At 60.6% G+C, this 26,569-nt stretch carries 21 protein-coding genes; 4 read left to right on the top strand and 17 right to left on the bottom strand.

Annotated features, from left to right (window positions below; genetic code table 11):
• Window positions 1–18 precede the first annotated feature (18 nt).
• Window positions 19–822, top strand: a complete 804-nt coding sequence (locus M0808_RS09870) for a hypothetical protein (RefSeq protein ID WP_007967258.1) — start codon at window positions 19–21, stop codon at window positions 820–822.
• 213 nt (window positions 823–1,035) lie between these two features.
• Here M0808_RS09870 and M0808_RS09865 read toward each other — a convergent pair whose 3' ends face one another.
• Complete coding sequence (locus M0808_RS09865) at window positions 1,036–1,419, bottom strand: type II toxin-antitoxin system PemK/MazF family toxin (protein WP_115985328.1); 384 nt, start codon at window positions 1,417–1,419, stop codon at window positions 1,036–1,038.
• A gap of 208 nt (window positions 1,420–1,627) precedes the next feature.
• Here M0808_RS09865 and M0808_RS09860 point away from each other — a divergent pair, with 208 nt between their 5' ends.
• Complete coding sequence (locus M0808_RS09860; protein WP_098966827.1) at window positions 1,628–2,065, top strand: excinuclease; 438 nt, start codon at window positions 1,628–1,630, stop codon at window positions 2,063–2,065.
• A gap of 103 nt (window positions 2,066–2,168) precedes the next feature.
• Here M0808_RS09860 and M0808_RS09855 read toward each other — a convergent pair whose 3' ends face one another.
• Window positions 2,169–3,071, bottom strand: coding sequence for a LysR family transcriptional regulator (locus tag M0808_RS09855; protein ID WP_247840915.1), 903 nt, complete (start codon window positions 3,069–3,071; stop codon window positions 2,169–2,171).
• A gap of 118 nt (window positions 3,072–3,189) precedes the next feature.
• On the opposite strand from M0808_RS09855, the gene M0808_RS09850 reads away from it, so the two are divergent.
• Window positions 3,190–4,467, top strand: a complete 1,278-nt coding sequence (locus M0808_RS09850; protein ID WP_247840913.1) for an MFS transporter — start codon at window positions 3,190–3,192, stop codon at window positions 4,465–4,467.
• A gap of 1 nt (window position 4,468) precedes the next feature.
• Here the strand turns inward: M0808_RS09850 and M0808_RS09845 are convergent, their stop codons facing one another.
• The 12 genes from M0808_RS09845 to M0808_RS09790 all read right to left on the bottom strand — a co-directional run bounded on the left by M0808_RS09845 (window position 4,469) and on the right by M0808_RS09790 (window position 20,969).
• Window positions 4,469–4,981 (bottom strand): cytochrome b/b6 domain-containing protein, encoded by a 513-nt coding sequence (locus M0808_RS09845; protein ID WP_247840912.1) that lies wholly within the window; start codon window positions 4,979–4,981, stop codon window positions 4,469–4,471.
• Between the two features lie 188 nt (window positions 4,982–5,169).
• Window positions 5,170–6,237, bottom strand: a complete 1,068-nt coding sequence (gene hemE / locus M0808_RS09840; protein WP_047290897.1) for a uroporphyrinogen decarboxylase — start codon at window positions 6,235–6,237, stop codon at window positions 5,170–5,172.
• A 242-nt stretch (window positions 6,238–6,479) separates the two neighbouring features.
• Window positions 6,480–7,898, bottom strand: a complete 1,419-nt coding sequence (locus M0808_RS09835; protein ID WP_134785249.1) for an FAD-dependent oxidoreductase — start codon at window positions 7,896–7,898, stop codon at window positions 6,480–6,482.
• A gap of 33 nt (window positions 7,899–7,931) precedes the next feature.
• Window positions 7,932–12,377: a glutamate synthase large subunit gene (gene gltB, locus M0808_RS09830; RefSeq protein WP_139053555.1), complete on the bottom strand. Its 4,446-nt coding sequence runs from the start codon at window positions 12,375–12,377 to the stop codon at window positions 7,932–7,934.
• A 350-nt stretch (window positions 12,378–12,727) separates the two neighbouring features.
• The gene (locus M0808_RS09825) at window positions 12,728–14,317 is read right to left on the bottom strand and encodes an AAA family ATPase (protein ID WP_123585560.1); all 1,590 of its coding nucleotides are present in this window, start codon (window positions 14,315–14,317) and stop codon (window positions 12,728–12,730) included.
• Between the two features lie 10 nt (window positions 14,318–14,327).
• The gene (aroB, locus tag M0808_RS09820) at window positions 14,328–15,428 is read right to left on the bottom strand and encodes a 3-dehydroquinate synthase (protein ID WP_027611317.1); all 1,101 of its coding nucleotides are present in this window, start codon (window positions 15,426–15,428) and stop codon (window positions 14,328–14,330) included.
• A 151-nt stretch (window positions 15,429–15,579) separates the two neighbouring features.
• A complete protein-coding gene (aroK, locus tag M0808_RS09815; RefSeq protein WP_027611316.1) occupies window positions 15,580–16,098 on the bottom strand; it encodes a shikimate kinase AroK in 519 nt (172 codons plus the stop codon).
• 4 nt (window positions 16,099–16,102) lie between these two features.
• The gene (gene pilQ / locus M0808_RS09810) at window positions 16,103–18,181 is read right to left on the bottom strand and encodes a type IV pilus secretin PilQ (RefSeq protein WP_139053557.1); all 2,079 of its coding nucleotides are present in this window, start codon (window positions 18,179–18,181) and stop codon (window positions 16,103–16,105) included.
• A 13-nt stretch (window positions 18,182–18,194) separates the two neighbouring features.
• A complete protein-coding gene (locus tag M0808_RS09805) occupies window positions 18,195–18,722 on the bottom strand; it encodes a pilus assembly protein PilP (RefSeq protein WP_098966815.1) in 528 nt (175 codons plus the stop codon).
• Entirely contained in the window at window positions 18,719–19,342 is a 624-nt protein-coding gene (gene pilO, locus M0808_RS09800; RefSeq protein ID WP_098966813.1) for a type 4a pilus biogenesis protein PilO, read from the bottom strand. The genes M0808_RS09805 and pilO overlap by 4 nt, the downstream gene beginning before the upstream one ends.
• Window positions 19,339–19,905 (bottom strand): PilN domain-containing protein, encoded by a 567-nt coding sequence (locus M0808_RS09795; protein WP_247840910.1) that lies wholly within the window; start codon window positions 19,903–19,905, stop codon window positions 19,339–19,341. Before M0808_RS09795 ends, pilO begins: the two co-directional genes overlap by 4 nt.
• Window positions 19,905–20,969 carry a pilus assembly protein PilM gene (locus M0808_RS09790; protein WP_247840908.1) on the bottom strand — a complete coding sequence of 355 codons (1,065 nt, stop codon included), beginning with the start codon at window positions 20,967–20,969 and terminating at the stop codon, window positions 19,905–19,907. Before M0808_RS09790 ends, M0808_RS09795 begins: the two co-directional genes overlap by 1 nt.
• A gap of 216 nt (window positions 20,970–21,185) precedes the next feature.
• Between M0808_RS09790 and M0808_RS09785 the strand changes: the two genes are divergently transcribed.
• On the top strand, window positions 21,186–23,633 hold the full coding sequence (locus M0808_RS09785; RefSeq protein WP_096794690.1) for a penicillin-binding protein 1A: 2,448 nt from the start codon (window positions 21,186–21,188) through the stop codon (window positions 23,631–23,633).
• 319 nt (window positions 23,634–23,952) lie between these two features.
• Here the strand turns inward: M0808_RS09785 and M0808_RS09780 are convergent, their stop codons facing one another.
• From M0808_RS09780 to rpmE, 3 genes are all read right to left on the bottom strand, one after another.
• Window positions 23,953–25,221, bottom strand: a complete 1,269-nt coding sequence (locus tag M0808_RS09780) for a malic enzyme-like NAD(P)-binding protein (protein WP_041074924.1) — start codon at window positions 25,219–25,221, stop codon at window positions 23,953–23,955.
• 183 nt (window positions 25,222–25,404) lie between these two features.
• Window positions 25,405–26,187 carry a thermonuclease family protein gene (locus tag M0808_RS09775; RefSeq protein ID WP_247840949.1) on the bottom strand — a complete coding sequence of 261 codons (783 nt, stop codon included), beginning with the start codon at window positions 26,185–26,187 and terminating at the stop codon, window positions 25,405–25,407.
• 41 nt (window positions 26,188–26,228) lie between these two features.
• Window positions 26,229–26,444, bottom strand: coding sequence for a 50S ribosomal protein L31 (gene rpmE / locus M0808_RS09770; protein ID WP_007968345.1), 216 nt, complete (start codon window positions 26,442–26,444; stop codon window positions 26,229–26,231).
• Between the last annotated feature and the right edge of the window lie 125 nt (window positions 26,445–26,569).

Below are 26,569 nucleotides of genomic sequence, written 5' to 3'. Positions count from 1 at the left end.
ACGTTTGGAGTGAAGGGAATGACTCAGTTTCACCGCATCGCCGCCCTGCTGGCCCTGGCCTTTGTGCTCGGCGGTTGCACCAGCAAACCGGTTTACAACGCCAAGGAAGAGTTCTCGCCCAACCTCGGCTTCACCCAGCAACAGATGAGCCGCGCCATCGTCACCGCGCTCAATGATCGCCAGTGGGTGGTGCAGTCGGTGCGTCCGGGCATGATCAAAGCGGCGATTACCGTACGCGGCCGTCACCACGCCGAAGTCGACATCCCGTTCAGCCCGACCTCGTTTGAAATCGACTACCGCAGCAGCTACGGCCTCGACGCCAAGGACGGCAAGATCCACGGCAACTACAACCGCTGGGTCAACCGCCTGCGCGACAACGTGCTCAAGGAACTGTCGATCAACCCGGACATCGAGTTCGTCAACGACCTGGGCATCGTCAAGCAAGGCGCCGACGAACCGACCTACCTGAGCTTTCGCGAGGGCGTCAAACGCGCCACCGACGCCGGCCTGCTCGACGGCAGTGTGAAGTTCTACCTGGCCGGCGAAACCCTGCCTAAACAGGTGCGCAAACTCGACACCGTGAGCAGCAGCCGCAAAACCAATGGTTCGAACAAATCCGACACCGACGCCTGCTTCTGGGCCCTGCAGTCGGCCCTCGCCACCCTGCAGAACGCCGCGAAAAAAGCCGACGCCAACGCCGTGATCAACATCGCCAGCGTCGACCAGCGCGACCTGTACAAAGACACCGAGAAATTCCAGTGCCGCGCCGGCCTGGTGGTGTCGAGCGTGGCGTTGCGTGGGGATTTGGCCCACGTCGATTGATTGACAGTAGAAACTACAAAGGGCGCCTTGCGGCGCCCTTTCACAAACAGGTTGGCTTGTCATCGCCCTTCCACCTGTCTGGCTCTGTGATGGCTGGTTGCCCAGGATCCTCAGAGTCTCACAAGCCCCTTTCGGGAACGCCGGCAGTATTGCCTGAAATGTCATTACCAGCAATGGATGGCAATTGGCTTCGATGCACCCTCTCAACGGCTACTACACGCCCAAGGCCTTTCTAACCGCAGTCTTGATGGCGTAAAACTCGTCTGTTGCAAGATGTGAAATCAAGTAAACACGCTTTCCGTGACGGTCTTTACTTCTGATCCTGTCCAGTCGCGCAAGACTGACCGTCGCTACCATGTCGCATTTTGCCCAGCAGGTTGAACTGGCACCTTGAAGATGGCTGGCGAGCTCCAGATGATGCTCCAGCACACAATCCGGCGCAGTTGTACTCAATGGCACCACAGTCACCAACAAACTGTTGGATCGGTGCTTGCGTATCACCACCACGGGCCTGATTTTGACCATCTCCGGTACTTCAAAACCTCTGAAATCACAGATCAGAACACTGCCCTCCTTGGGCTGATAGAGAAGTGGCATCCATGGCACTCACTAAAAAGAACTGATTTTGCGCATTTACCGCAACTTTCCCTAAAGCAGTTCCGTTACCAGAAATGTAAAGGGCTGACTCCTCTCATCACCTGAACGACAACTACACTCGTCCTGCGGGTCTCAACCATCGCCAGCCAGAACGGCGAGCCCATTGTTCGAGCACTCGCGGTTCTCTTTCACCGTCAAGGAGATGACCATGCAAGTGAAAGCCCTGATCGCCGCCACGCTCCTCGGGTTATTGCCCAGCGCCAGCCACGCCACCAACCTGATGTACATGCCGTTCGAGACCGTGCTCTCGGATGCGATTCGCGCCGGGCGGCTGGATGGCAGTGTGAAGTTCTATCTGATCGGCAATGGGCCGCAGGGCACGCAGCGCTTGTTGCGCCGGGATGTGGTCAGTGATCTGAAGACCAACGGTTTCAACAAGAGTGATCACGATTCCTGCGAGTGGGTGCTGCAGTCGAACCTGATCAAGTTGCAGGCCGATGCCAAACGGGTCGGGGCGAATGCGGTGGTCAATATCGTCAGTTATTACGACCAGCATGTGCGCAAGGATTTGAATACTTATGAGTGCCGGGCCGGGGTGTTTGTGACGCGGGTGGCGTTGAAGGGGGATCTGGTGCGGTTGCCCTGAGAGGTGTGGTGTTTGGGCGAGCGCCTTCGCGAGCAAGCCCGCTCCCACAGGGGAACGTATTCCAGGGTGGGAGCGGGCTTGCTCGCGAAGAGGCCGGCAGGCATCACACTGATGAAGGTTCGACCTTGCGCGTCAGCAGTTCGACGAACGCCTTGGCCATTGGCGATTTCTGATCCTTGCGCTGCACCAGCCACACCGCCGACACCGCCTCCGGATCGAGCAGCGGTCGATAGACCACACCGTCAATGCGCATCCGCTGATACGACGCCGGCAACACCGAAACCCCCAGCCCCGCTGCGACCAGTCCGATGATGGTCATCGCCTCACCGGCCTCTTGGGCGAAGTGCGGACTGAATCCGGCATCGCGGGCCAGACTGAGCAGCTGCGCATACAGCCCGCTGCCGTAGCTGCGTGGAAAGAACACGAACGGCTCCAGCGCCAGCGCCGAGAGGAACAAGCCTTCCTCGCTGCCCTGGGCCAACGGATGTTTGGAGCCGAGCACCGCCACCAGCGGCTCACGCATCAGCTCCACCACACTGAGCGAATCCGGCAGGCCCAGCGGGCGCATGATCCCGACTTCGATCGACTGATCCACCAGCGCATCCGCGACCATGGTGCTGCTCATCTCCCGCAGGTTCAGGTGCACTGCCGGGAAACGCTGACGAAAAGCAAAAATCGCCTGGGGAATGGTCGAGTTGAATGGCGCCGACGAGGTGAAGCCAATCTTCAATTCACCGAGTTCGCCGAGTTGCGCACGCCGGGCGACGTCCGCCGCTTTGTCGACCTGCGCCAGCACCAGCCGCGCCTCCTGCAGAAACAATCGGCCGGCCTCGCTCAGCTCGACCCGACGATTGGTGCGCTCGAACAACCGCGCGCCGACCTCTTGCTCCAACGCCTGAATCTGCTGACTCAGCGGTGGCTGAGAGATCCCCAGCATCTGTGCGGCGCGGCCGAAATGCAATTCTTCGGCGACGGCGATGAAGTAGCGCAGATGACGCAATTCCATGGAAACCCCATTAGGTCGTTAAAGCTATCAAACAGGTCGAACAATATATTGGATAGAAACATTAGCCAGCTATATGATTTTTTCATTGCCTGCCTGGCCGTGCCCTCCGAGGTCTGATGTGAAAACCGCCGCCGCCCCTCTTGCCCATGAAGTTCCGCCTGCCGCGGCGGACGATGTCATCGCCGAGCTGCAGGAGATCTACATCGAAAAAGGTACACCGATGTTCATGCGCACGGTGCTGGCGCTGTTCAGCGGCGGCTTCGCGACCTTCGCCCTGCTGTACTGCGTGCAGCCGATGATGCCGCTGCTGTCCCACGAATATTCGATCAACGCCGCGCAGAGCAGCCTGATTCTGTCGGTGGCGACCGGCATGCTGGCCTTCGGTCTGCTGATCACCGGGCCGATCTCCGACCGCGTCGGGCGCAAACCGGTGATGGTCACGGCACTGTTCGCCGCCGCGCTGTGCACCATTGCCAGTTCGATGATGCCGAGCTGGCACGGCGTGCTGATCATGCGTGCGCTGATCGGGCTGTCGTTGAGTGGTCTGGCGGCGGTGGCGATGACGTATCTGAGCGAGGAAATCCATCCGCAGCACATCGGTCTGGCGATGGGCCTGTACATCGGCGGCAACGCGATTGGCGGGATGAGCGGACGCTTGATCACCGGAGTGTTGATCGATTTCGTCAGCTGGCACACGGCGATGCTGGTGATTGGCGGTCTGGCGCTGGTCGCAGCGGCGGTGTTCTGGAAGATCCTTCCCGAATCGCGCAACTTCCGCTCACGCTCGCTGCATCCACGCAGCCTGCTTGATGGCTTCACCATGCACTTTCGCGACGCCGGCCTGCCGCTGCTGTTTCTTGAAGCGTTCGTGCTGATGGGCGCCTTCGTCACCCTGTTCAACTACATCGGTTATCGCCTGCTGGCCGCGCCGTACAACCTCGATCAGGTGTTCGTCGGTTTGCTGTCGGTGGTGTACCTGTCGGGCATCTACAGTTCGGCGAAAATCGGTTCGCTGGCGGACAAACTGGGGCGGCGCAAAGTGCTGTGGGCAACCATCGCACTGATGTTCGCCGGCCTTGCACTGACTATGTTCACGCCGCTGTTGCTGGTGATCGTCGGCATGCTGATCTTCACCTTCGGCTTCTTCGGCGCGCACTCGGTGGCGAGCAGCTGGATCGGCCGGCGGGCGACCAAGGCCAAGGGCCAGGCGTCGTCGTTGTATTTGTTCAGCTATTACGCCGGGTCGAGTATTGCCGGCACGGCTGGCGGGGTGTTCTGGCATCTCGGCGGGTGGAATGGCATCGGCCTGTTTATTGGCGCCCTGTTGATGATCGCGCTGTTGGTGGCGTTGAAACTGGCGAAGTTGCCGCCCCTCGGTGGCAGCGCTCCCGCTTGAGTCAGAACACCATTTTTTTCAGGATTCGGCGCCCACACATTTCGTGTTTGATAACGGCTGCGATGTGTAGCGCTACTTGAACCAGTAACATCACGCACGCCCAAACATGGATGACGAAGAACCGATCAATCCACTGTAGATCGTTCAGCGGCGCCGGAATAAGAACCAGATCAAATATATTGATCGGTCGATCCATCATTAATATTCCTGTGAGCAAGACAACCGCCGTCATCAGATAAATAGACTTATGCATCCAGCTCGCCAGACACTCCATAAAGGGCTTGGCCACCTCGCGAGAGGTATGAGAGCCTCTGACAGAAATATACAATCTCAGTATAAATACCGGAACAAATAAAGCCGTCACCGAAACATTTATAAATCCGACTATCGATTTTGTTTCCGCTGCAACTTTAATGACTGACACATAGAAGCCAGACAATAGAGCCCATAAAATTACTGCCGCAGATATCCAGTGCAAAGCAATCTGGAGACGCGAATATCCAACCCTTTTCATTGCAACCATCCTGATAAACAAGTGGCGCCATTACAAGGCTCTGAATTATCAGCGTCAACGAGAAAACCATTAACAGAAACTGCACAAAGTAAACAATCTTTACGAGCAAGATTTATTGCACTTTCAACTTAAACATACAAAAATCAATTACCGCCCGAACATTGCATTCGGGCGGTAGTGTCAAAATCTTACTCGTGATACTGCGCCGACAGTTCATGTACCGCGCGCAGGAACGCACCGGCGTGCTCTGGGTCGACTTCCGGAGTGATGCCGTGACCCAGGTTGAACACGTGGCCACTGCCTTTGCCATAGCTGGCCAGAATGCGCCCGACTTCAGTGCGGATCGCTTCCGGTTTGGCGTAGAGCACGGTCGGGTCCATGTTGCCTTGCAGCGCGACCTTGTCGCCGACGCGGGCGCGGGCGTTGCCGATGTCGCAGGTCCAGTCCAGACCCAATGCGTCGGCGCCGGCCTCGGCGATGCTTTCCAGCCACAGGCCGCCGTTCTTGGTGAAGAGGATCACCGGCACCTTGCGACCGTCGTGCTCGCGGATCAGGCCGCTGACGATTTTCTTCATGTAGGCCAGAGAGAACTCCTGGTACGCCGCCGCCGAAAGATTGCCGCCCCAGGTATCGAAGATCTGCACCGCTTGCGCGCCGGCCTGGATCTGGCCGTTGAGGTACGAGGTCACCGACTGCGCCAGCTTGTCCAGCAGCAGGTGCATGGCTTGCGGGTTGTCGTAGAGCATCGCCTTGGTCTTGCGGAAGTCCTTCGACGAACCGCCTTCAACCATGTAGGTGGCGAGGGTCCACGGGCTGCCGGAGAAGCCGATCAGCGGCACACGGCCGTTCAGCTCGCGGCGGATGGTGCTGACCGCGTCCATCACGTAGCCGAGGTCTTTGTGCGGATCAGGGATCGGCAACGCTTCGATGTCGGCCAGGGTGCTGACGACTTTCTTGAAGCGCGGGCCTTCACCGGTCTCGAAGTACAGGCCCTGGCCCATGGCATCGGGAATGGTGAGGATGTCGGAAAACAGGATCGCCGCGTCCAGTTGCGGGTAGCGGTCGAGCGGTTGCATTGTGACTTCGCAAGCGAATTCCGGATTCATGCACAGGCTCATGAAATCACCGGCCTGGGCACGGCTGGCGCGGTATTCAGGCAGGTAGCGGCCGGCCTGGCGCATCATCCACACCGGGGTGACGTCAACGGGTTGCTTGAGCAGGGCGCGGAGGAAACGGTCGTTCTTCAGGGCAGTCATGTCGGCATCCGGAAAAAAAGTGCGGGCATTTTCTCAGAGCGCGACGCAAAAGGCACGGATGCAGGTCAGCCTTTTGTCTATCGGGTCAATTTATTGCGCTGTATTGAGCGCACAGAAACCAATGTGGGAGCGGGCTTGCTCGCGAAAGCGGTGTGTCAGTCAATACATCGGGTGACTGATACAAAGCCTTCGCGAGCAAGCCCGCTCCCACATTTTTGATCGCATTTCAGGCTGAAATGTAATCAGACGCCCAGGTAATCGAGGATCCCTTCAGCCGCATTGCGGCCTTCGAAGATTGCCGTTACCACCAGGTCGGAACCGCGCACCATGTCGCCACCGGCGAAGATTTTCGGGTTGCTGGTCTGGTGCTTGTACTGACCGTGCTCAGGCGCGACGACGCGGCCCTGGCTGTCGGTCTGGATTTCGAACTGTTCGAACCACGGCGCCGGGCTCGGGCGGAAACCGAACGCGATGACCACGGCGTCGGCCGGGATGATCTCTTCGGAGCCCGGGATCGGCTCGGGGCTGCGGCGGCCACGGGCGTCCGGTTCGCCGAGACGGGTCTCGACCACTTTCACGCCTTCGACCTTGTCCTCGCCAACGATCGCGATTGGCTGGCGGTTGTAGAGGAATTTCACGCCTTCTTCCTTGGCGTTCTTCACCTCTTTGCGCGAGCCGGGCATGTTCGCTTCGTCACGACGATAAGCACAGGTCACCGACTTGGCGCCCTGACGGATCGAGGTGCGGTTGCAGTCCATCGCCGTGTCGCCACCGCCGAGTACCACGACCTTCTTGCCTTTCATGTCGACGAAATCTTCCGGCGACTTTTCAAAGCCCAGGTTGCGGTTGACGTTGGCAATCAGGAAGTCCAGCGCGTCGTAGACGCCCGGCAGGTCCTCACCGGCAAAACCGCCCTTCATGTAGGTGTAGGTGCCCATGCCCATGAATACCGCATCGTATTCGGCGAGCAGTTGCTCCATGGTCACGTCCTTGCCGACCTCAGTGTTGAGGCGGAACTCAATGCCCATGCCGGTGAAGACTTCGCGACGATTGCTCAGCACGGTCTTCTCAAGCTTGAACTCGGGAATGCCGAAGGTCAGCAGACCGCCGATTTCCGGGTTCTTGTCGAACACCACCGGGGTCACACCGCCACGCACCAGCACGTCGGCACAGCCCAGACCCGCCGGGCCCGCACCGATAATCGCGACACGTTTGCCGGTCGGTTTGACCTTGGACATGTCCGGGCGCCAGCCCATGGCGAATGCGGTGTCGGTGATGTACTTCTCGACCGAACCGATGGTCACCGCGCCGAAACCGTCGTTGAGGGTGCAGGCGCCCTCGCACAGACGATCCTGCGGGCACACCCGGCCGCAGACTTCCGGCAGGGTGTTGGTCTGGTGCGACAGCTCGGCGGCCTGGAGGATGTTGCCCTCGGCCACCAGCTTCAGCCAGTTGGGAATGAAGTTGTGCACCGGGCACTTCCATTCGCAATACGGGTTGCCGCAACCCAGGCAGCGGTGGGCCTGGTCGGCCGACTGCTGGGGTTTGAACGGTTCGTAGATCTCGACAAACTCTTTCTTGCGTTGACGCAACAGTTTCTTCTTCGGATCCTTGCGCCCGACATCGATGAACTGGAAGTCGTTATTCAGACGTTCAGCCATTGTTAAAACCTCATCAAACTCTTCAGGCGCATATCACTGCGGGTTGGCACGAGTGCTGGAAAGCAACGACTTCAGGTTGGCAGCCTTAGGCTTGACCAGCCAGAAACGACGCAGGTAGTCATCAAGGTTCTCGGCGAGTTCACGACCCCACTCGCTCTCGGTTTCCTTGACGTACTCGTTCAGCACGTTCTGCAGGTGGCTGCGGTAGGCTTCCATCGCCTCGCCGCTGATCCGCTGGATTTCCACCAGTTCGTGGTTGACCCGGTCAACGAAGGTGTTGTCCTGATCGAGCACGTAGGCGAAACCACCGGTCATGCCAGAGCCGAAGTTGTAACCGGTCTTGCCCAATACGCAGACGAAACCACCGGTCATGTACTCGCAGCAGTGATCGCCAGTGCCTTCCACGACCGTGTGGGCACCGGAGTTACGCACAGCGAAACGCTCGCCCGCGGTGCCGGCGGCGAACAGCTTGCCGCCGGTGGCGCCGTACAGGCAGGTGTTGCCGATGATGGCGCTGTTTTGAGTCTGATAGACGCTGCCCTTCGGCGGCACGATGACCAGTTTGCCGCCGGTCATGCCTTTGCCGACGTAGTCGTTGGCGTCGCCTTCCAGGTACATGTGCAGACCGCCGGCGTTCCACACGCCGAAGCTCTGACCGGCCGTGCCTTTGAAGCGGAAGGTGATTGGCGCGTTGGCCATGCCCTGATTGCCGTGCTTGCGTGCGATTTCGCCGGAGATCCGCGCACCGATCGAACGGTCGCAGTTGCAGATGTCCAGTTCGAACTCGGCGCCGCTGAGGTCGTTGATCGCCGACGTCGCCATGTCGACCATTTTCTCGGCCAGCAGGCCCTGGTCGAACGGCGGGTTGCGCTCAACGCCGCAGAATTGCGGTTTGTCCGCCGGGATGTGATCGCTGCCCAACAGCGGGGTCAGATCCAGATGGTGTTGCTTGGCGGTCTGGCCTTCGAGGATTTCCAGCAGATCGGTACGGCCGATCAGCTCTTCGAGGGAACGCACGCCGAGCTTGGCCAGCCACTCACGGGTTTCTTCGGCGACGTAGGTGAAGAAGTTCACCACCATGTCGACGGTGCCGATGTAGTGATCCTTGCGCAGCTTCTCGTTCTGAGTCGCGACGCCGGTGGCGCAGTTGTTCAGGTGGCAGATGCGCAGGTATTTGCAGCCCAGAGCGATCATTGGCGCGGTACCGAAGCCGAAGCTTTCGGCGCCGAGGATCGCTGCCTTGATCACGTCGAGGCCGGTTTTCAGGCCACCGTCGGTCTGCACCCGGACTTTGCCGCGCAGGTCGTTGCCGCGCAGAGTCTGGTGGGTTTCAGCCAGGCCGAGCTCCCACGGCGCACCCGCGTATTTGATCGAGGTCAGCGGCGAAGCACCGGTGCCACCGTCGTAACCAGAAATGGTGATCAAGTCCGCATAGGCCTTGGCCACACCGGCAGCAATGGTGCCAACGCCGGCTTCAGCGACCAGTTTCACCGAAACCAGCGCCTTCGGGTTGACCTGTTTCAGGTCGAAGATCAGCTGCGACAAGTCTTCAATCGAATAGATGTCGTGGTGCGGCGGCGGCGAAATCAGGGTCACGCCCGGCACTGCGTAACGCAGCTTGGCGATCAGCCCGTTGACCTTGCCGCCCGGCAGTTGCCCGCCCTCGCCCGGTTTGGCACCCTGCGCGACCTTGATCTGCAGCACTTCGGCGTTGACCAGGTATTCCGGGGTGACACCGAAACGGCCGGTCGCGACCTGCTTGATTTTCGAGCTCTTGATGGTGCCGTAGCGCGCCGGGTCTTCGCCGCCTTCGCCGGAGTTGGAACGCGCACCGAGGCGGTTCATGGCTTCGGCCAAGGCTTCGTGCGCTTCCGGCGACAGAGCGCCCAGCGAGATACCGGCGGAGTCGAAGCGCTTGAGCACCGATTCCAGCGGTTCGACTTCACTGATGTCCAGCGGCTTGTCGAGGGTCTTGACCTTGAACAGGTCGCGAATCATCGATACCGGACGGTTGTCCACCAGCGAGGTGTATTCCTTGAACTTGGCATAGTCGCCCTGCTGCACGGCGGCTTGCAGGGTGTTGACCACGTCCGGGTTGTACGCGTGGTATTCGCCGCCGTGGACGAACTTCAGCAGACCGCCCTGCTGGATCGGTTTGCGCGGGCTCCAGGCTTCGGTAGCGAGGGCTTTCTGCTCGGCTTCGATGTCGACGAAACGCGCACCCTTGATGCGGCTCGGCACGCCACGGAAGCTCAGCTCGCACACTTCTTCGGACAGGCCGATGGCTTCGAACAGCTGCGCACCACGGTACGAGGCGATGGTCGAGATGCCCATCTTCGACAGAATCTTCAGCAGGCCTTTGGTGATGCCCTTACGGTAGTTCTTGAAGACCTCATAGAGGTCGCCCAGCACTTCACCGGTACGGATCAGGTCGCCCAGCACTTCGTAGGCCAGGAATGGATAGACCGCCGAGGCGCCGAAACCGATCAGCACCGCAAAGTGGTGCGGATCGCGCGCGGTGGCGGTTTCCACGAGGATGTTGGAATCGCAGCGCAGGCCTTTTTCGGTCAGACGATGGTGCACTGCACCGGTGGCCAGCGAAGCGTGGATCGGCAGTTTGCCCGGCGCGATATGACGGTCGCTCAGGACGATCTGGGTACGCCCGGCACGCACGGCTTCTTCAGCCTGATCCGCAACGTTGCGGATCGCCGCTTCGAGGCCGACGCTTTCGTCGTAGTTGAGGTCGATGATCTGCCGCTCGAAACCCGGGCGGTCGAGGTTCATCAGCGAGCGCCACTTGGCCGGCGAGATCACTGGCGAGCTGAGGATCACGCGCGAGGCGTGCTCCGGCGATTCCTGGAAGATGTTGCGCTCGGCCCCGAGGCAGATTTCCAGCGACATCACGATCGCTTCACGCAGCGGGTCGATCGGCGGGTTGGTGACCTGCGCGAACTGCTGGCGGAAATAGTCGTACGGCGTGCGCACGCGCTGCGACAGCACGGCCATCGGCGTGTCGTCGCCCATCGAGCCAACGGCTTCGTAGCCCTGTTCGCCGAGCGGACGCAGCACCTGATCACGCTCTTCGAACGTGACCTGATACATCTTCATGTATTGCTTGAGCTGATCGACGTCGTAGAACGCCGAACCGTGGTCGTTGTCTTCCATGGTCGCCTGGATGCGCAGGGCATTCTTGCGCAACCATTGCTTGTACGGATGACGGGACTTCAGACGGTTGTCGATCGCGTCGGTGTCGAGGATCTGCCCGGTTTCGGTGTCCACGGCGAGGATCTGCCCCGGGCCGACACGGCCCTTGGCGATCACGTCTTGCGGCTGGTAGTTCCAGACGCCGATTTCCGACGCAACGGTAATGAAACCGTTGGTGGTGGTGACCCAGCGCGCCGGACGCAGACCGTTACGGTCGAGCAGGCACACCGCGTAACGACCATCGGTCATCACCACGCCGGCCGGGCCGTCCCACGGTTCCATGTGCATCGAGTTGTACTCGTAGAACGCACGCAGATCCGGGTCCATGGTTTCAACGTTCTGCCACGCAGGCGGAATGATCATCCGCACGCCACGGAACAGGTCGATGCCACCGGTGACCATCAGTTCGAGCATGTTGTCCATGCTCGAGGAGTCGGAACCGACACGGTTGACCAGCGGGCCGAGCTCCTCCAGATCCATCAGATCGTTGGTGAACTTGGTCCGACGGGCCTGTGCCCAGTTACGGTTACCAGTGATGGTGTTGATCTCGCCGTTGTGGGCGAGGAAGCGGAATGGCTGGGCCAGCGGCCATTTCGGCAAGGTGTTGGTGGAGAAGCGCTGGTGGAACACGCAGATCGCGGTTTGCAGGCGCTGGTCACCCAGGTCCGGATAGAACGCGGCCAGGTCGGCCGGCATCATCAGGCCTTTATAGATGATGGTCTTGTGCGAAAAGCTGCAGATGTAGTGGTCGGTGTCGGCGGCGTTGGCCACCGACGAGCGACGACGGGCGCTGAACAGCTTGACCGCCATGTCCTGATCGCTCAGGCCTTCACCGCCGATGTACACCTGCTCGATCTGCGGCAGGCGCTCGAGGGCCAGGCGGCCGAGGACGCTGGTGTCGATCGGCACTTTGCGCCAGCCGATCAGTTGCAGGCCTTCAGCGAGGATCTCGCGGTTCATGTTCTCGCGAGCGGCTTCGGCCTTGGCCGGATCCTGGTTGAAGAAGACCATGCCCACGGCATATTGCTTGGGCAGCTCGACGCTGAAGTTTTCCTGGGCCATCGCCCGCAGGAACGCGTCAGGCTTTTGAATCAGCAGACCGCAACCGTCACCGGTCTTGCCGTCGGCATTAATCCCACCGCGGTGGGTCATGCAGGTCAGGGCCTCGATGGCCGTTTGCAAAAGGGTATGACTGGGCTCGCCCTGCATATGGGCTATCAGGCCGAAACCGCAGTTATCCTTGAATTCATCTGGTTGGTACAGACCTGCTTTCATAGACACTTTCTCACCAGGCTGCCTCTTTTCGAGGCAAATTTCTTTTCAATTCAACCACTTGCTTGCCGCGCCGAACGTACGCCGGCTTTGCGGGGGCAAAAGGGTGGTCATTGTACACAGCGACACAGAGGCTCACAAATTTGACGACGAAATGTCGCAAATTAATGTCGCATTTGTGAAAGGTTTAAAGCGATCTGCTGTGCTAGTCAAAACTTTTTTAATTTTGACCGCAACGACTCAAAGACTACTGTGACGCAGACACCACAAGGCACGCGGTCTGTAGAGACGGCGCGCACTCGTAGAAATTTTGAGGTGCTTGGAGAGGCGGCCTGGGTAAGGCCGCCGAATCTTCAGCGAGTTGTTGCCAGTTCCTGTTGGACGCTGGCGACAGTGCGAGGCCAAGGTTTACCAGCCTGAACCTTCGCTGGCAAGGCCTTGATGGCAGAAACGGCTGCATCACGATTGGCGAAGTTGCCGTAGGTGATCACGTAGAGAGGCTTGCCGTTAAGGACTTTCTTGAAATAACGGTACTCGCCGCCCTGCTCCTTGACGAAGTTCTGCGCGGTCGCTTCGGAGCTGGTGCCGAGGATCTGCACCACGTAGTTGCTGGTCGGTTGACCGGCGTACCAGCTGCCACCGGCAGCCTTGGCCACGGTAACCGGCTTCTCGGCCGGTTTGGCAGCCGCAACAGGCTTGGCCGGAGCCGGAGCCGGTTTGGCCGCTGGCGCTGCCGGAGCAGGCTTGGCGGTGGCGACCTGAGTCGGTGCCGGGGTCGGCTTGGCCGCCGGAACAGGTACTGGCGTCGGAGCCGGGCCGGCCGGAACACCTGCCGGTGGTGCGGAAGTCGTGACGGTCGGCGGCGTTGCGCTGGAGCCTTCGACCGGCACGCCGTCGTCACCTTCAGTGATGCCACCCGCAGCTTCAGCCAGCGGGCCGCGCATCACCGGTTGCGAGTTGCCGACCAGCGGCAGCGGCATCGGCTGGGTATTGCCGGCGAACTCGACATTCGGTGCGCCACCCTTGGCGCCCTGACCCAATGGCAGTTGTGCCTGTTCGTTGGCGGGTGCGCCAGTGGTTGGCGCCTTGTTGCGACCCGGCATCAGCCAGGCGGCGGCGACCGCGACCACAACGACGGCGGATATCGCCAATACGTGTTTCTTCGGCATGTTGAACCCCATACTTGGACGCTTGACCGCAGAGCGGCTGGCAATCATGACTTCGATCAGTGCATCGCGAGCGACCTGGTTGATGTTGCCAGGCCAGCCCTCGGCGCTTTCGTGAATCTCAGAGATCTGATCCGCGGTGAAAAGTTCGACACCCCGGCCCGCACCTTCCAGCCGTTGGTCGAGATATTCGCGGGTCTCTTCTTCGGTATACGGCTGCAGTTCGATGACGTGGAAGCGCTCTTCCTCGAGGTGCAAGGCCTCCAGTTGCGCGATCAGCGACGACTCACCGAACAGGAACACATGCGGGCGACCTTCCGGTGCACCGGCCCCTAGCGCCATCAGCGCTTCGAGCGCGGATTCGTCGAGCTGCTCGGCGTCATCCACCAGCAGATAGACCTCCTGGCCGGTAAGCGCGAGCTGCACCACCTGATCCAGAATCGCGCCAACTTCGGCCTGAGCCACGTTCAGTGCCTGAGCCACCTGACGCAGCACGCCGGCGGCATCGCCAGCTCCACGGGCCGACACGACAACGCTTTGTACCGATTGCTTGTTGGTGCTGGCCACCAGCGCCTGGCGCAGCAGGGTCTTGCCGCTGCCTTGCGGGCCGGTGACCACCAGCAGCAACTGGCTGTAACGCGCCAGGTGGTGCAGTTGCCCCAGCACCGGCTTGCGCTGGGCCGGGAAGAATTTGAAGCCCGGCACCCGCGGCGCGAAAGGGTCGTGACTTAACTGGAAATGGCCGAGGAACGCCTCGTCGGCATGCAAACTAGTCATCGGAATCTTATTAACCTTTAAGCTGAGCCAGAGCGCGGTAATCCGCTCCCAGCGTGGCCTGTAGAACCTCTTTCGGATAATCGGCGGTCACCACCGCTTCGCCCATCCGGCGCAGCAGCACCAGGCGCAGACGACCGTCGATCACTTTTTTATCAATTGCCATATGTTCGAGAAAATCGGCTTCGGTCATTTCTTCCGGCGGAATCACCGGCAGACCGGCACGCTGGAACAGACGAATGCCGCGATCACGTTCCTGCTCGCTGATCCAGCCCAGACGCGCGGACATTTCCAGCGCCATCACGGTGCCAGCGGCCACCGCCTCACCATGCAACCAGACACCATAGCCCATGTGGGTCTCGATGGCGTGGCCGAAGGTGTGGCCGAGATTGAGCGTGGCGCGCACGCCGGTTTCCTTCTCATCGGCACCGACCACTGCAGCCTTGGCCGCGCAGGAGCGCTCGATGGCATAGGTCAGGGCCTTCTGGTCCAGCGCGCGCAAGGCGTCGACGTTGTCTTCGAGCCAGGTCAGGAACGGCTCGTCGCAGATCAGACCGTACTTGATGACTTCGGCCAGACCGGCGGACAGCTCACGCTCTGGCAGGGTTTTCAGGGATGCAGTATCGATCAGCACCACGTTCGGCTGATAGAACGCGCCGACCATGTTCTTGCCCAGCGGATGGTTGATACCGGTCTTGCCGCCCACCGACGAATCGACCTGGGACAGCAGCGTGGTAGGAATCTGGATGAAATCGACACCGCGCTGGTAGCAGGCGGCGGCAAAACCGGCCATGTCACCAATGACACCGCCGCCGAGGGCGATGATCGTGGTGCGGCGGTCGTGACGGGCAGTCAGCAGGCCGTCGAAGATCAGTTGCAGGGTTTCCCAGTTCTTGAAGGCTTCGCCGTCCGGCAGCACCACCGAGATCACCGAGAACTGCGCAAGGCTGCGGGTCAGACGTTCGAGATAGAGCGGCGCAACGGTCTCGTTGGAGATGATTGCCACTTGCCGCCCATGGATATGCGGCGCCAGCAACTCGGGCTGATCCAACAAACCTTCGCCAATATGAATCGGGTAGCTGCGCTCGCCTAGATCGACCTTGAGTGTCTGCATGTGTCCCCACAGTGAAGATGGAAGCAGGCGTCCTGCCCTGAATTATTGGTTGTCTGCGGCCTATAGCGAATCTGACGCCGCTCGCACGCCATCCGCCACAACCTCGGCGGCTGTGACAGGACGCCGAGGATAGCGCATTTCCGGCGGCGCTTTAACGGGGTGGCAGCTGCGCCAGACGGTCGAGAATGTCGAGCACCACCATGCGCGGTGGCCGTTCGTCGGTTTCAACCACCAGATCGGCGATCTCTCGATAGAGCGGATCGCGGATCTCGAGCAGGTCTCGCAGGGTTTTCGCCGGATCGGCGGTGCGCAGCAAAGGACGATTGCGATCGCGCGACGTACGCCCGACCTGCTGCTCGACGGAGGCGTGCAGATATACCACCCGTCCGCCCGCGTGCAGGGCCTTGCGGTTGGCATCACGCATCACCGCGCCGCCACCGGTCGCCAGCACCACGCCGTCGAACGCGCACAGCTCGGCGATCATCGCCTGCTCACGGTCACGAAAGCCGGGCTCGCCTTCCTTGTCGAAGATCCACGGGATATTGGCGCCCGTGCGCAGTTCAATTTCCTTGTCGGAATCTTTGAACGGCAGGCGCAGCTCTTTGGCCAGCAACCGGCCGATGGTGCTTTTTCCAGCGCCCATCGGTCCTACAAGAATCAAATTTCGCACAGAATCAACGACTCACAGCAATCGCCTGGTTATTCATGATACGCGGAGTGAGAAATACCAGCAGCTCGGATTTTTTCTCCGAAACCACATCACGCCGGAAAAGGCGGCCAAGATACGGCACATCGCCAAGAAATGGCACCTTATCTACGACCTTGCTTTGAGTATTTGAGAAAACGCCCCCAATCACGATGGTCTCGCCGTCGTTCACCAGCACCTTGGCGTTGACCTCGTTCTTCTTGATCGGCGGTACATCCTGCACTTTGTTCAGGTAGTCCGGTTCGTCCTTGGTGACCTTGACCTCCATGATGATGCGGTTGTCGGGGGTGATCTGCGGCGTCACTTCCAGCGACAGCGAAGCCTCCTTGAACGACACCGACGTCGCACCGCTGGAGCTCGCCTCCTGATACGGAATCTCGGTGCCCTTGAGGATCTTCGCCGTCTCTTTGTCGGAGGTGACCACTTTGGGCTGCGAGACGATCTCACCGTTGCCGGTCTTCTCCATGGCGGTCAGCTCAAGATCGAGCAGCACATTGTCGGTGATGAAGGCGATGCCGATCCCCGAGGTATTACCCACCGTGCCCATGTCGACGAACGGCGAGTTGGTACTGGTACTGCCCGGTGTGCCGATGGTGGTCGACGAGCCATTGCTGACCCCCGAGGTGTTCCAGTTGCCCTTGTTCTGGATCGAACCGCCCCAGCGCACGCCCAGACTCTTGTCGTAATCGACGTTGGCCTCGACGATCCGCGCCTCGATCATCACCTGACGCACCGGAATATCCAGTTGCGCCACGATCCGCCGCAGTTCGTCGAGGCGATCCTGGGTCTGGTAGGCAATGATGTTGTTGGTGCGCTCATCGACAGTGATCGAGCCACGCTCGTCGATTTTCGCCTCGGCGCTGGTCACCGACTGGAACAGCTTGGCGATGTCCGCGGCCTTGGCGTAATTCACTTGCAGCAGCTCGCGGCGCAGCGGCGCAAGTTCGGCGATCTGTTTCTGTGACTCCAGTTCCTGGCGTTCGCGGGCGGCGATTTCGTCGGCCGGCGCCACCAGCAACACGTTGCCGATCTTGCGTTTATCCAGCCCCTTGGTTTTCAGCACCAGGTCCAGCGCCTGATCCCACGGCACGTTTTGCAGACGCAAGGTGATCCCGCCCTGCACGGTATCGCTGGCCACCAGATTGAGGTTGGTGAAATCGGCGATCAGTTGCAGCACCGAGCGCACGTCGATGTCCTGGAAATTCAGCGAAAGCTTTTCGCCGCTGTAGCTGTTGCGGTCAGCGTTGCGCTTTTGCAGGTCATCGACCGTCATCGGGCGAATGCTGACGGTCAGTTTGTTGTCGGTCTGGTAGGTGGAATAGTCGAACGTGCCGCTGGGTTCGACGGTGATGACCGCACGATCACCGGTGGCGGCAGCGTTGACGAACTGCACCGGCGTGGCGAAGTCCTTGACGTCGAGGCGCACCCGCAGCCTGTCGGGCAACTGCGTGCGAGCAAAGCTCAGGATGATCTTGCCGTCATGCTCCTGGATGTCCGGGGCGATGGTCGGGTCCGAAAGGTCAATGACCACGTTGCCCTCCCCCGCAGTGCCGCGCTGGAAGTCGACACCACGAATGGTTTTGGCGACGGGGGTATAAGCCTTCGCCGGCGCTGGAGCCGCGACCGGTCGTGGCGCAACAGCGGCTGGCCGTGGCGCAGCAGGCTTGGCGCCCTGCCCGACCACTACGAACAGATTGTTGCCCTCGACCCGCGAGGTGTAGGACGTCAGTTGCGTCAGGCTGATGATCAGGCGCGTGCGGTCGTTGGCTTCCACCACTGTGGCGGTTCGCGCGTTACCGCTGCCCAGATCGCGGGTCTTGCTCGTCAGTTGGCTGGCGACACCCGGCAGATCCAGGGCGATTCGCGCCGGCGATTCGGTGGTGTAGCCCTTGGGTTGCGGTGGCGGGCTGTCGAACGACAGCTTCAACTCGATGCGATCACCCGGTAACGCCGCGACATCCAGCGTCTTGAGGCTGGCCGCCTGAACCATCGGTGAAAGCAGCGCTATCCATAGCGAAAAACCGAGGGTGGAGAAAATCCTGTTCATTGTTCGACTTCCACTATGAGTGCTCTTTCAAAGGAATGGTGCGCGGACGTTCCAGCCAGGCGCCTTCGCCGTCGGGCACGATCTCGACCACATCGACCTGAGTGGCGCTGATGGCGACAATGCGCCCGTCGTTGCGCCCCAGGTAGTCGCCGACTTTCAACCGATGCACTGCACCCGCCCCGCGCAGCAAGGCAAAGGAGCCGCTGGCATTGGAGATCGTGCCAACCATTTCAAACTGCTCGATGTTGAAACCTTCGAGGTATTGCTTGACCCGGTTGGGGTCGGGTTTGACGTTGCGCGAGCCACGCTGCTGCCCGGCCAGATCGACGCGCACCTGGCGCGAGAACGGGCTACGCAGGTTGGCCGCGCTGTAGGTAAAGGTAGGATAGGAATGAAAGGTCGGCGTCGGCTCGATCTTGCCGGCCGGGCGCAGACGCACTTCGTTCATGTAGGCGTCGAGGTCGCTGAATTCGTCACTGCTGCCGCAACCACTGAGGCCGAGCACCAGCACTGACAAAGCGAAATAACGGATCGGGGTCATTTGTCCAACCCCTTGTCGTTATAGCGGTAGGTCTTGGCGAGAATGCTCATGCGCAGCTTCGTCCCGCCGTCGGGATTGGCCGGTGCCAGTTCGAAATCGTGCAAGGTGACGATCCGTGGCAACCCGGCGACGCCACTGACGAAGGTCGCGAGGTCGTGGTAAGCCCCGGTGACAGTGATCTGGATCGGCAGCTCGATGTAGAACGGCTGGGTCACCTCCGGCAGCAGCTTGATCTCTTCGAATTCAAGACCGCTGCCCAGCCCGGTACGGGTAATGTCCTCGAGCAATCCCGGGACCTCGGTGTCGCTGGGCAACTGCCGCAAGAGCACGCCGAAGGAGGTCTCCATCTCCTTCATCTGCTGGGTGTACAGCTCCAGGTTGGCGGCCATGTGCGCCTTGCTGGCGAACTGCTCCTTCAAGGTGTCCTCTTCCTGACGCTTGGCTTCCAGCTGGTTTTCCATGTCGCTGATGAAAAAGTTATAGCCAAGCGCCAACACCAGCACCGCCAGCAATGCTCCCGCGATAGTTTTCACCGCGGCCGGCCAGGAGCCGATATTGCTGGTGTCCAGATCGTTGAAGTCGATGTTGCGCAGACTTTGCAGCCATTCGGACGGCTTCATTTTTCGCCCTCCGTCACGGCTGGCTGGGTCTGACGCACAGTCAGCTGAAAGACGTTGGCCTGATCCACCTGACCGGCGGTCGTCGCTTTCACCTCGTTCAAGCTGGGCGCATCGAACCAGTCGGAAGCGTCCAGATTGCGCATCAGCTCCGAGACGCGATTGTTCGACTCCGCCGCGCCACTGATCGACAGCGTCTTGCCGAGCAATTTCACGCTGGTGAAATACACCCCGTCCGGCAGCGTGCGCGCCAGTTGGTCGAAGATTCGTCCGCTGATCTGCCGGTTGCCCTGCAAGTCCTGGATGATGCGCATGCGCTCGACCAGTTGCTGGCGCCGTGCCTTGAGTTCGCTGATCTGCTTGATCCGTTCGTCGACCACCGCGATCTGTTTGCCAATGTAGTCATTGCGTGCTGTCTGCCGCTCGATGGCGGTGCCGACGATCTGATCGGCGATGAACACTGCGCCCACCGAACCGACGAACACCCCGATCAGAATCAGCAGAAAGCGTTTGCGCCGCTCTTCGCGGCGTTCCTCACGCCAGGGGAGAAGGTTGATCCGCGCCATCAGTCGAAACTCCTGAGCGCGAGCCCGCAGGCAATCATCAGGGCCGGCGCGTCACTGGCCAGGGCCCCGGCGTTGACCTTGCTGCTCAAGGCCATGTCGGAAAACGGGTTGGCGACCTGGGTCGGGGTACCCAGACGCTGTTCGATCAGCCGATCCAGCCCCGGCACCGAGGCGGTGCCGCCGGCCAGCAGAATGTGATCGACCGCGTTGTACTGCCCGGAGGCAAAGAAGAACTGCAACGAGCGCGAGACCTGCTGCACCAGAGCATCACGGAACGGTTGCAATACCTCGCTGACATAGTCGTCCGGCAGACCGCCCTGCTTTTTCGCCAGCCCGGCCTGCTCGACGGTCAGGCCGTAGCGGCGCTGGATCTCCTCAGTCAGCTGCCTGCCACCGAACAGCTGCTCACGGGTATAGATGATGCGGCCGTTGTGCAGGACGCTGAGGGTGGTCATGGTCGCGCCGATGTCCACCACCGCCACGGTCAGGCGTTCCTGCGAGGCTGCCAGTTGAGTGGCGAGCAGGCCGAACGAGCGCTCCAGCGCATAGGCCTCGACATCAACCACGCGCGCGGTCAGCCCGGCCAGCGCCAGCGCCGCTTCGCGGACTTCGACGTTTTCCTTGCGACAGGCGGCCAGCAGCACGCTGACCCGCTCCGGGTTGCGCGGCGACACGCCCTGGACTTCGAAATCGATGGCGACTTCGTCCAGTGGATAGGGAATGTATTGGTCGGCTTCGATCTTCAGCTGGTTTTCCAGCTCGTCATCGGTCAGCCCGGCGTCCATCTCGATGATCTTGGTGATCACCGCAGAACCGGCCACCGCCACCGCCACGCTCTTGAGCCCGGTGCGTGCCTTGACCAGCACCCGGGCCAAGGCGTGGCCCACGCCTTCGAGCTCGGCGATATTCTTTTCGACCACGGCGTTGGGCGGCAGCGGCTCTACCGCGTAGGCCTCGACCCGGTAGCGGTCGCCCTGACGGCTCAACTCCAGCAGCTTCACCGAAGTGGAGCTGATGTCGATCCCCAGTAACGTATTGGTCTTTTTCTTGAAGAGTCCCAGCACTACCAATTCCCTATGACTTTCCGTGAGTTACGGACTCTGTAATACGCATTGCGTTCCTTCACCCCGTCTTGACAGAAGCGCAAATGACGCCCCCAGCAGAAAAGTGCTTATAATGCCCAGCGTTTTTTTCCGCTTTTTACTGCCGGCCCAGCCTGTTCTGTGTGTTACCGGAACCCTGTCGCCCAATTCATTCTTTGCCCTGGATGTTCAAAAGCCTTGATTCGTCTGCTGAAATTTTTCGGTTGGTCCATCGTCGCCGTTTTCTGCGGACTGCTTTTAGGTCTCAGCGGCGCGTTTCTTTACCTTAGTCCGGGTTTGCCGTCTGTGGAGGCGCTGAGAAGCATTCAGTTGCAGATTCCGCTCCGGGTCTACAGCAGCGACAACAAGTTGATCGCAGAATTTGGCGAAATGCGCCGTACTCCGATCCGTTTCGCCGACATTCCACCCAATTTCATTAATGCGTTACTAAGTGCTGAAGACGACAATTTCGCCAACCACTATGGCGTCGATCCGAGCAGCCTGATGCGCGCCGCGACCCAACTGGTCAAAAGCGGGCACATTCAGTCCGGCGGCAGCACCATCACCATGCAGGTGGCGAAGAACTTCTTCCTGACCAGCGAACGCAGCTTCTCGCGCAAAACCACCGAGATTCTTCTGGCCCTGCAGATCGAGCGGCAGCTGACCAAGGACGAGATCCTCGAGCTGTACGTGAACAAGATCTACCTGGGTAACCGCGCCTACGGCATCGAGGCGGCGGCGCAGGTGTATTACGGCAAGTCGATCCGCGACGTCAGCCTGGCGCAGATGGCGATGATCGCCGGCCTGCCGAAAGCCCCGTCGCGCTTCAACCCGCTGGCCAACCCGGCGCGCAGCAAGGAGCGTCGCGACTGGATTCTCGGACGCATGTACAAGCTCGGAAAGATTTCCGAGGCTGACTACACCGCCGCGATCAACGAGCCGCTGAACGCCAGCTATCACGTGCCGACCCCGGAAGTGAACGCACCGTACATCGCCGAAATGGCCCGTGCCGAAATGGTCGGTCGCTATGGCAGCGACGCTTACACCGAAGGTTTCCGCGTCACCACCACGGTGCCGAGCAACCTGCAGGAAATGGCCAACACCGCGCTGCACGAAGGCTTGATGACCTACGATCAGCGCCATGGCTACCGCGGACCCGAGTCGCGCCTGCCGGGCAAGACTCACGAAGCCTGGGCGACCGAGCTGACCAAGCAGCGCACCATCAGCAGCCTGGAGCCGGCCATCGTTACCCAGGTCGACAAGAATGGCTTGCAGGTGCTGACCCGTACCGGCGAAGAACACGTCGCCTGGGACACCATGAAATGGGCGCGGCCGTTCCTCAACACCAACAGCATGGGTGCCGCACCGCGCCAGCCGTCGGATGTGGCGCAGGTCGGCGATCTGATTCGCGTGCAGCGTCAGCCGAACAATTCGCTGAAATTCAGCCAGATCCCGCAGGCGCAAGGCGCGCTGGTGTCGCTGGATCCGCAGAACGGCGCGATTCGCTCGCTGGTCGGCGGCTTTGCGTTCGAGCAGAGCAACTACAACCGCGCCCTGCAGGCCAAGCGTCAGCCGGGTTCGAGCTTCAAGCCGTTCGTCTACAGTGCTGCACTGGACAGCGGTTATACCGCCGCGACGCTGGTCAACGATGCGCCGATCGTGTTCGTCGACGAGTACCTGGACAAGGTCTGGCGGCCGAAGAACGACACCAACACCTTCCTCGGCCCGATCCGTCTGCGCGAGGCGCTGTACAAGTCGCGTAACCTGGTGTCGATCCGCCTGTTGCAGGCGATGGGTGTGGGCAAGACCATCGACTACATCACCCGCTTCGGTTTCAACAAGCAGGACCTGCCGCCGAACCTGTCGCTGGCACTGGGCACCGCGACCCTGACCCCGATGGAGATCGCTACCGGCTGGAGCACCTTCGCCAACGGCGGCTACAAGATCACCCCGTACATCATCGACAAGATCGAAAGCCGCAACGGTGACACGCTGTTCGTCGCCAACCCGCCGACCGTGCCACAGGGTGGCTCGGCGACCGATGGCCTTGCCGCGCCGGAGTCTCAGCCGATCACCGTCAACGCCGCTCCGGTTCCGGGTGAAGCACCGGGCGCTGCCACTGCGCCACAAGCGCCGGCCGTGGCTGAGCGGATCGTCGATGGCCGCACCACGTATATCCTCAACAGCATGCTGCAGGACGTGATCAAGCTCGGCACCGGACGCCGCGCACTGGCCATGGGTCGCAGCGACATCGCCGGCAAGACCGGTACCACCAACGAATCGAAGGATGCGTGGTTCTCCGGTTACAACGCCGATTACGTGACCACCGTGTGGACCGGCTTTGACCAGCCGGAAAGCCTTGGTCGCCGCGAGTTTGGTGGCACCGTGGCGTTGCCGATCTGGATGAACTACATGTCTGCCGCGCTCAAGGACAAGCCGCCGCACGTACAGCCTGAGCCGGAAGGCATTCTCAGCCTGCGGGTGGATCCGGTCAGCGGTCGTGCGGCAACGCCGAGCACGCCGGGCGCCTACTTCGAGCTGTTCAAGTCCGAAGACACGCCGCCCTCGGTGAATGAGCTGGGCAACGGCGCCGTACCGGGCAGTCCGCTGCCGGCGGATGAGCAGGCACCAATCGATCTGTTCTGATCAATGCGCCCCAAAAAGCCCCGCCTTCGAAAGAAGTGCGGGGCTTTTTTATGCCTGAAAATCAAGAGCCCCTCACCCTAGCCCTCTCCCGGAGGGAGAGGGGACTGATAGGGGGATGCTCGAGCGTTGCGCCGACCTGAACGTGCTGTGCCGAATCCATAATCGACACCACCCTTATAGGTCGGCGTATGAACCCAGACAACTCGGTCAGTCCCCTCTGCCTTTGGGAGAGGGTTAGGGTGAGGAGGCTCTTGATCTTCAGGCACAAAAAAGCCCCGACTCTCACAAGCCGGGGCTTTCGTTGAAGCGCTACAACGGCTTAGCCGTTGAACACGTCATCCACGCTTTTCAGCGGGTAGTTCTTCGGATACGGCAGGGTCGCCACACCGGTCTCGATCGCGGCCTTGGCCACAGCGTCGGAGATCAGGGTGATCAGGCGCTTGTCCATTGGCTTCGGAATGATGTACTCACGACCGAATTCCAGCGGCGCACCACCGTAGGCGTCGCACACGTCCTGTGGCACTGGCAGTTTGGCCAGCTCACGCAGGGCGTTGGCCGCAGCCACTTTCATTTCTTCGTTGATGCGCTTGGCGCGAACGTCCAGGGCACCACGGAAGATGAACGGGAAGCCCAGAACGTTGTTGACCTGGTTCGGGTAGTCGGAACGACCGGTGGCCATGATCACGTCGCTGCGAGTGGCGTGCGCCAGTTCCGGGGAGATTTCCGGATCCGGGTTCGAGCAGGCGAAGACGATCGGGTTGGCCGCCATCGACAGCAGACCTTCAGCGCTCAGCAGGTTCGGGCCGGACAGACCGACGAACACGTCAGCGCCTTGCAGAGCATCAGCCAGGCTGCGCTTGTCGGTGGCGTGAGCGAACACGGCTTTGTACTGGTTCAGGTCATCACGGCCGGAGTGGATCACGCCGGTACGGTCAACCATGAAGATGTTTTCGATTTTTGCGCCCATGCTCACCAGCAACTTCATGCAGGAGATGGCCGCAGCGCCGGCGCCGAGGCAGACGATTTTGGCTTCCGGCAGGGTTTTGCCGGCGATTTCCAGGGCGTTGATCATGCCCGCAGCGGTCACGATCGCGGTGCCGTGCTGGTCATCGTGGAATACCGGAATGTCGCACTGCTCGATCAGAGCACGTTCGATCTCAAAGCACTCAGGCGCCTTGATGTCTTCCAGGTTGATGCCGCCGAAAGTGATGGAGATGCGTTTTACGGTGTCGATGAAGGCTTGCGGGCTTTCGGAGTCGACTTCGATGTCGAATACGTCGATGCCGGCGAAGCGCTTGAACAGTACGCCTTTACCTTCCATCACTGGCTTGGAGGCCAGTGGGCCGAGGTTACCCAGGCCCAGAATCGCGGTGCCATCGGAAATGACTGCAACCAGGTTGCCCTTGCCGGTGTATTTGTAGGCCAGTTCAGGATCGCGGGCGATCTCACGCACTGGTTCAGCTACGCCGGGGCTGTAGGCCAGCGACAGGTCGCGGGCGGTAGCAGTGGCCTTGGTGAGCTCGACACTCAGCTTCCCTGGACGAGGATTGGCATGATATTCGAGAGCGGCAGTTTTCAGATCAGACATTTTGGCATTCCGCTTTTTACTGTTGGACAGACTGGTCAGCGAGGATACGCGCCTCGCAAAGTCCCCACAAGACTGAGCGGTCACCCCTGTCAAGCGCCCTGTCCTACGACTTTGGGCCAAGAGCCACGGCGCACAAGGGCTTGACTGTTCACAATCGACAGAAAAAATGTCTACAATTTTTCTTCAGCGCGCGCTTTGCAGCATCGACGGATCGGTCAACGGCAGCAGCCAACGCGGCTGACCCGGTTTCAACCCGCCACGCCGCGAACGGTCGACGACCCAGCCGCGAGCCTCGATCTGTCTGCCCTGCAGCGTCTGCAACCGGGCGTTGTCGAATTGTCCGACGAGATTGGGTGCAACGCGCAGTACAACCGAGTCCTGCAACTCGATCCAGATTCCGCCGCGATTGCGTTGAACCTTGCTCACACGCCCACTGACCAAGGCGAAACCCGAAGTGCGGATCTGCTCCGCTTTCAGTACAGGTGACTGGCGCCACAGGCCCCGACCGGCCTGCCGGGCGCTGCGTTCGGCCGCCTGCTGACAGGCAACAAGATCGACATTCGGTGCCACCGCCACCTGAAAACCGAGGCCGTCGGCGAGCATTTGCGCTTCGAGATTGGCGCCGCTGGCGCTGTAGACATGCGCGAGGGTGCGGCCGTAATGGTCCTTGGCCTGCTTGCCGAGCTGCAAACCGACCCGCCCGCCGCTGTCCGCCACTAGCGCTTCGAGGCGCTTGCGCGCTGCCACGGCGAATGGCTCGTCGCTGCGCCCCTGTTTGCCCAGTTCCGGGGTGTTGAGGCCGATCAGGCGTACACTGCGCCCGTCGCTCAGGCGCAAGGTGTCGCCATCGACCACGCGCTGGACGCTGACGCTGCTCAGGCCGGCAGGCGTGGGGCAAAATGCCTGGGCTGCGGACAGCCAAATTGCGGACACAAAAAAGGCGCCCACAAGGGACGCCTTTTTCATCAGCCTGGAGAAACCGTCGAAGTTTTCCAGAATGACCAATCTTACTTCTTGGCGCCGAAGGCACCGAAACGGTCGGCGAACTTCTGAACGCGGCCACCGGTGTCCAGAGTCTTCTGCTTACCGGTGTAGAACGGGTGGCACTCGTTGCAAACGTCGATCGCCAGGGCTTTGCCGAAGGTCGAACGGGTTTCGAACTTGTTGCCGCAGCTGCAGGTTACTGCAACTTCTGGGTAATTCGGGTGGATATCAGCTTTCATGATGTCTTCCTCAGCTAGCGTGCCGCCACCCAACACTATTGTTGAATACCGCACGTAATTAGGCCGCGGATTCTACCAGACAATGTCAATCGCGCAAGCTGTCCCTGAGACCGACCGTCTGCTAG

It is taken from the genome of Pseudomonas sp. MWU12-3103b, from assembly GCF_023100615.1.
Lineage (GTDB): Bacteria > Pseudomonadota > Gammaproteobacteria > Pseudomonadales > Pseudomonadaceae > Aquipseudomonas > Aquipseudomonas putida_A.
The sequence above is the reverse complement of the archived record's forward strand: the minus strand, read 5'-3'. Positions and strand labels throughout refer to the sequence as shown.